This is a genomic window from Mucilaginibacter flavus (assembly GCF_030409315.1).
GTDB lineage: Bacteria > Bacteroidota > Bacteroidia > Sphingobacteriales > Sphingobacteriaceae > Mucilaginibacter > Mucilaginibacter flavus.
The window spans coordinates 1-5,770 of sequence record NZ_JAUFPS010000067.1; the positions used below are offsets into that span (position 1 = coordinate 1).

The window sequence follows — 5,770 nt, forward strand, 5'->3', positions numbered from 1 at the left end:
TAATCTTATGGGCTACCACGATATTTCAAACAAGCCCTGATTTTGTCGCTCAATGCAAGTTTTTTATAAAGAACAATTTGTCCCGTAAAGTTAACGGATATTTTCAGGCTTGCAAGGCGTGTGTCCGGTGTATCAAAGGCTAAGGGGGTGGTATTTGTTAAGCGCTTCTTTCAGGTCTTCCAGGTTGGTGGTTTTGTAGCGTTCGGTTGAACTTACATAGCGATGCCCGGCCATGTATTGCACCGTTCGGATATTCTTTTCTTTAAGCCATTCGGTGATCACGCTTTGCCTGATCTGCTTGGCATGTTTGTATTTCGGATTGAGTTTCCGCAAGGCATAGTTAAGGTGTAATAAGCTGTTTTTCATGCTTTCCACACTGTTAATGCTGATGAACAACCGGCTGATCTCCTGCGTATTCTTGTACTGGCCGGGTTTGCGCCCCGGTCTTTCGTTCATTCGCTCGGCCAGTATTGCAGGGCGCACAACCAACAGGTATTCATGTAGTTCCAGTATCTGATGGGGCTGTAAAGCCAATATCCGGCTTAGCTGTCTGCCAACTGCCGGGACGTTGATCTTTCCTTCCCGAAGCTTCAGGTGTTCAGGTCTTAGCCTTTCCAACTCATCCCGTGTCAATGCCTGATAAACCAGTAAACCTACCATCACTTTATTGCGGTAAGTGCGGTTATCCTTAACCTCGTAACGCTCATAAAGGGCTTCCAGTTCGGTTTTGGTCAGCAGATCGTGTGGCACATTCCTTATCGTGCCTTTCAGGATGATACCGGCAGCGGGGTTGTGCGTGGCATGTCCGTCATGCTGCAGCCAGGCATAGTAATAACGCACGGCCAACATGGTTTGATTGATAAGCCGGATGCTGCTGCCGTTGTTCCTGATCTGATCGGCAAACTCCATCATATCTGCATGGGTAACCTGTACAGGTGTAAGGCTGTGGTCTGTAATCCATTCGAGGAATGTACCCGCGTAGTTCTTATTTTGCCGGATATAGTCGTTTCCGTATTGCTCGTTATGAAGGTAGGTTTCAAAGGCTTTTAAGGCAATTGCCGTTTCGGGTGACGGCTTATATTTTCTGCTCATGCTGCAAGTGGGTGTAGATCTGGGTGCTTTCCATACTGCTGTGGCCTAAGAACCGCTGGATCTGTTCCAACGGCATGCCTGAATGTAGCAGGTGGCTGGCGATGCTGTGCCGAAGTGTATGCAACCCGGCGGGTTTACTGATAGCTGCTTTTGTTTTCAGTTTTTGCAGGCGTTCATAACTGGTAGCCCCGTTCAATTTTTTACCGTTGACACTCAACAGCAAAGCATCGTCCTTTTTCTCACCGGCGAGGTGTGGCCGGGCATAGTGCAGGTAGTTTTCGAGGTCGGTTTTGCTGCTGCCTGCCAATGGTACGTAACGTTCCTTATAACCCTTGCCTTTGCGAACGTAAACCAGCCCTTTATCCAACAGCACATCTTTTACATGAATGGTCGCGCCCTCGTTCTTCCGCAGGCCGCAGCCATAGTACAGGGCAAGGATGGCCTTGTCCCGCAACCCCAACACATCATCGCCCGTAGCTTCGTAAAGCCTGCTGATCTCCTGTAAGGTAAAGATGCTTTTGATATTGCTGCTTTTGCCTTTGATGCGCATTTTCACCGCAAAGCCGGGCTGCCCGCTTTCAGCCAGGTAACGGCTGAACTTACGGATAACCTGCAATTGCTTGCGGATATAGTTCTTACTCAATGCGCCGCCCTGCTTCTGATTGGGGCGTTCGTGCAGATGATCGAAGTAGCTTTTAAGGTGTTCCGGGCTGATCTCGTGCGGGTGATTACAATCGTTTGCCTCTAAGAAGATGAGGAAAGCCGTCAGCATTTTGGGCATATCGCGCTGGCTGGTAGGTTCAAAGTTAAGGATGCGAAGCCATTGGGCAAACCCGGCATGTAGCCGGATATATAAAGGATTGGATAAAGTGGGGAGCATTATTTATGAGGCTTGGGACACTGCCTGTTTTGTATTGGTTTTCTGTACTTTATGTAACCCATCAGGCGCTTGGGTTACTTGCGGGTCACCCGCTGTATCTTTGCGTATATCGGCCAGTATGGTTTCCATCAGGCTATGGGCATCGCTGGTCAGGTTTTCGAGGTCGTCCCAACGCTGCACTTTGTATTCAAAGCCTTTATAGCGGCTGCCCCGTGCGATCTTGATATAACCCATGCGTTCCAATTCGTACAGGTAGCGGCCTAAGCTGCTTGGGCTAATACGGAACGCCGGGCGCACTTCCTTGCTGTAAAAGGCATCGGTGTCATTGCCTTTCAGCCACGTTTTCAAGTCCTCAAAGAACATGCGGCAGGCATTGTTCAGCTCGTCGCTCTTTTTCAGCAGCGTGGTATCGAGCAGTGTAAACGCTGCCTCAATGTCTGTTATCGTGCTTTCAATATACTGCTCCCCGGTGTCTGTGTCGGTTTTAACTTCCCGCTGGTACTGGTGGTAGAACGTGATCGTTTCGATGAACAGTAACAACAGCATCATGGTACGGCGCGGTTTAAAGACCGCATCCGGCAGGCGCAGGTAAGTGGCGTAAGGGTTTCTTACGCTCACCGGCTGTAACAGACGCTGTACGTTCTTTATCTGTTCCCTTACGCTCCGCTCGGCCAGTTGGTCGATCAGCCCGGCACTTAGCCTGCGCTGGTAGTCCATGATCTTTTTATCCTGCTCGGCGCTGCCATCGGTGTAAACCAGTATGCAGCGGTTGGCATTGTCTTCGTACAGTTTTTCGCGGGTGGTACACCCGCTGACACACACCGGCCCCTCAACGTTCAGGGTAACCGTTTTCAGGTTGCCCTTGCTGTCTTTCAAGGTAACCGTCTTGGTTATCCTGCGCTTGCTTTGCAGTTCGCGTAACGGGTACAGCACTTTGTCGGCACCGTCCATGTCTTCGATCAGCAGTAGTTTGTGTGTCAGTTCATCCCTGCCGAAGTAATAAAAGGCGTTCATTGACAGCACAGTGATTTCCAGTTTGTCTTCTTCCGGCATCAGTTCGGACACTCTTTCCTGTAACCATGTTTTGCCAGTGCCGGATGGCCCCAGGCACATCAGGTGCAAAGGGTTGTGCCGCTTGCGGGACGTATAGACCAGGTAAGCGATCAGGCTGTTCACTTCCTCACCGACAATGCCGCTGGCGGCGATGGCCTGCCGTGTCCGGCCAAGCAGGCCGGGGGCTTTCAGGTACTGTAAAGCCGCTTTCCGCTCTGCCTCGTTCAACTGCTTTTTCTCGGCCTGTTTGGGCTTCATGGCTTCGAGCCGCTCCGAGCGGTAGGCTTCCAGTGCGGTGATCAGGCGGCTGACCGCTTTGGCAATATCGGCGGCTGGCAAGTCCAGCGCCTCGGCTGATTTCTCTATCAATTGCTCGGTCTGAATACTGTTGTACAGGTCGAGGTTATGCCGGAAAGCAGCTTGCACGTTGCCGCTGCATACGATCTTCAATGTCACTTTCAGGCGGTCGAAGCCTGTTAGCTTGATGCCGCCAAGCACGGTAACGTGCAGGGGGCTGTCGATGTATAGCAGCAGTTCCGGGTTATCCGTGATAAGCTTAGTAGGTTTTTGCATCAATAACTTTATGGCATATTAAACAACCGCTAAAGCTATCTATATTTGACTTATATATCAAATATAGATATGTAATTTATCTCTCCGGTCAATTAAGTTGTTACTTATTATCATGTAAGCAAACCTGCCAACCAGTCGAATACAGCTAATAAACCGCGCAGTTAAGCATTTTTATTACATCTAAAAGCATCATTGATTATTGTGTTGTATTTTTGTCAATCGTAGCATATATGACTTATTAGTCAACTACAGCAATCGACATTGCTACGGTCACTTGAATAATCAAGCATGATTAGCGAAATTAGATGTGCTATTAGGCATTACATGAACATTGGTGAGCAAATAAAGAAGACGAGAACCGCTAAGAACCTTTCACAAAAGGAAGTGGCGCTGGCCCTGGAAATGGATCAGGCGCAATTTTCGCGCATTGAGAACGGCAAGACAGACCCGTCTTTTTCCACCATTGAAAAGATCGCCCAGGCATTGGGCGTTGAACTGGTCGAACTGGTTAACGCCGATGATATATTTAAAGAGGTGAACTCTTACGATAAGTCCATCTTTGAAAAGCTGGCTTTAGTAGATCAGCTTGAAGAAAAGGAGAAGTCCGCTTTTTTCTCCATACTCGATGCACTGGTATCTAAAAAGAGATTGAAAGACACTTTAGCCCACGCGCTTAACTCGATATAACAGAAAAGCCGCCCGTTTCGGGGCGGCTTGGTATTCCATTTAGTTTGTTTTTTTCTTTTTCGCCGGCTTCTTGCTTTTGGCACTGTCCGCAAACGCATAGGGATTATGCTGTTTGGGGTCTTTTTTGTGCATCAGGTGATAAGCGCGGTGGGCGCTGTCCTGCTGCGCTGTTTGCGCTTTGGCTGTAAAGGCCGTGATTAGCAGTAGGAATAGGATAAGGTTTTTCATAGCATTTCTACTGATACAATTTGTAATAAACTCCATCGTTAAACTTTTTTTGCATCACTTTGAAAGTCGATTTTTTCGGAGTGTAAACTTGATACTTTAAGCTATCTGGATAATCAAATATAACCTGCCCCGCTATCAAGCTTTCAACGTTGCTTTTGTTGTTCTCGTAATGAACTATCTCGCTTCCATTCATGAAGATAATAGGCCGTGTAAACTCAACATAGTAAGGATATTTAACTCCAAGCGCTTGATTAATCACTTCTAAAGATACCGGTGCATTAAAGACATACATCTTATCCCATTTGAACTTTACAATCTGCGCCATTACAAGCGTACAACTATCTGTTTTACATTCGTCTTGTATTTTCTTACCAATATTATGTTCTATGTTATTATTACTACAACCAGCATATAAGGTAGCTGTAAAAAGCAATAAGTATAATAATCTTTTTTTCATGGATTTTACGATTACTTAATAACTCTATTTCTTTCTTCATCCTCTTTTTTTGCCTGCTGAGCGGGGGTAAATCCATCAGCATTAGTATTTTGAAGATTTTTAACAGCAGTATTATACTGTTTGTCTGTAATCTTAGTTTTGGATATTGTTACAGAGCCATCTTTGTTAATAGTTGCTGTAAAAAGCCCCTTGGTATGAAAAACATCTAATGCTTTCATCGCCAAATCTTTTATAGATGCACCTTTGTTGTCTCCACCAACCTGTCTTCCGATTTGATTATTCAGAAGATCGATGCTTTGGTCGGCCAAGTGAAGTGCATTATCTCCTGTAAAAGTTCGTTTTGAAAGATCAACTTTAGGATCATCCTCGTGTGCATTACCAATTTGAGTCGCAATACCTGCACCAAATTGGCTTGTTATTGTTGCTTGCCAGGTGGTATGTCGCAAGGCATTGACTTGAGAGCCTTCTTTTGCATCATTTTCATCTAGGCCACTATTAATCCCGATTCTTGCAGCATCTGTGGAGATATTAGTACTATTATGTGAAACGCTTCCAATCTGAAGAGCGATTAAAGGATGACGTAAACCAAAGCCTATTTCGCGAGTTGTCTGCATTGCCCGATAAGCTTCAAATGGTTCATCTCCATTACCATCTTCGGCTTCCATACCGTCAGGATCAATAAATCTAACGGGATTATTGTTACCGTAAACAAAAGGACTAAACCGTCTTGCCTTTTCCGCTAACGGATCAGGGGTTGTCCACCTCCCAATTACCGGGTCATAGAACCTTGCGCCATAATC

The 5,770-nt window shown here is 46.4% G+C and carries 7 protein-coding genes; 1 reads left to right on the plus strand and 6 read right to left on the minus strand.

Features of this window, described 5'->3' with window-relative positions; all coding sequences use genetic code 11:
* Positions 1-132 precede the first annotated feature (132 nt).
* Genes QWZ17_RS23430 through QWZ17_RS23440 form a run of 3 tightly spaced genes read right to left on the minus strand, consistent with a single transcriptional unit; the run spans position 133 to position 3,598 of the window.
* The gene (locus QWZ17_RS23430) at positions 133-1,092 is read right to left on the minus strand and encodes a tyrosine-type recombinase/integrase (RefSeq protein ID WP_290307751.1); all 960 of its coding nucleotides are present in this window, start codon (positions 1,090-1,092) and stop codon (positions 133-135) included.
* On the minus strand, positions 1,076-1,972 hold the full coding sequence (locus QWZ17_RS23435; protein WP_290307752.1) for a tyrosine-type recombinase/integrase: 897 nt from the start codon (positions 1,970-1,972) through the stop codon (positions 1,076-1,078). The genes QWZ17_RS23430 and QWZ17_RS23435 overlap by 17 nt, the downstream gene beginning before the upstream one ends.
* Before the next feature lie 3 nt (positions 1,973-1,975).
* Complete coding sequence (locus QWZ17_RS23440; RefSeq protein ID WP_290307753.1) at positions 1,976-3,598, minus strand: MTBMA_p00010-related P-loop-containing protein; 1,623 nt, start codon at positions 3,596-3,598, stop codon at positions 1,976-1,978.
* 324 nt (positions 3,599-3,922) lie between these two features.
* Here QWZ17_RS23440 and QWZ17_RS23445 point away from each other — a divergent pair, with 324 nt between their 5' ends.
* Positions 3,923-4,285, plus strand: a complete 363-nt coding sequence (locus tag QWZ17_RS23445; protein ID WP_290307754.1) for a helix-turn-helix domain-containing protein — start codon at positions 3,923-3,925, stop codon at positions 4,283-4,285.
* A gap of 39 nt (positions 4,286-4,324) precedes the next feature.
* Here QWZ17_RS23445 and QWZ17_RS23450 read toward each other — a convergent pair whose 3' ends face one another.
* From QWZ17_RS23450 to QWZ17_RS23460, 3 genes are all read right to left on the minus strand, one after another.
* Entirely contained in the window at positions 4,325-4,513 is a 189-nt protein-coding gene (locus tag QWZ17_RS23450; RefSeq protein WP_290307755.1) for a hypothetical protein, read from the minus strand.
* A gap of 7 nt (positions 4,514-4,520) precedes the next feature.
* On the minus strand, positions 4,521-4,970 hold the full coding sequence (locus tag QWZ17_RS23455) for a hypothetical protein (protein WP_290307756.1): 450 nt from the start codon (positions 4,968-4,970) through the stop codon (positions 4,521-4,523).
* Between the two features lie 11 nt (positions 4,971-4,981).
* The coding region (locus QWZ17_RS23460) for an RHS repeat-associated core domain-containing protein (RefSeq protein ID WP_290307757.1) at positions 4,982-5,770 on the minus strand (789 nt) is incomplete at its 5' end.

Coding starts and splice junctions, on each gene's coding strand:
- QWZ17_RS23455 (WP_290307756.1), bottom strand. CDS start 4,970: ATGAAAAAAAGATTATTATACTTATTGCTTTTTACAGCTACCTTATAT.
- QWZ17_RS23430 (WP_290307751.1), bottom strand. CDS start 1,092: ATGAGCAGAAAATATAAGCCGTCACCCGAAACGGCAATTGCCTTAAAA.
- QWZ17_RS23445 (WP_290307754.1), top strand. CDS start 3,923: ATGAACATTGGTGAGCAAATAAAGAAGACGAGAACCGCTAAGAACCTT.
- QWZ17_RS23435 (WP_290307752.1), bottom strand. CDS start 1,972: ATGCTCCCCACTTTATCCAATCCTTTATATATCCGGCTACATGCCGGG.
- QWZ17_RS23450 (WP_290307755.1), bottom strand. CDS start 4,513: ATGAAAAACCTTATCCTATTCCTACTGCTAATCACGGCCTTTACAGCC.
- QWZ17_RS23440 (WP_290307753.1), bottom strand. CDS start 3,598: ATGCAAAAACCTACTAAGCTTATCACGGATAACCCGGAACTGCTGCTA.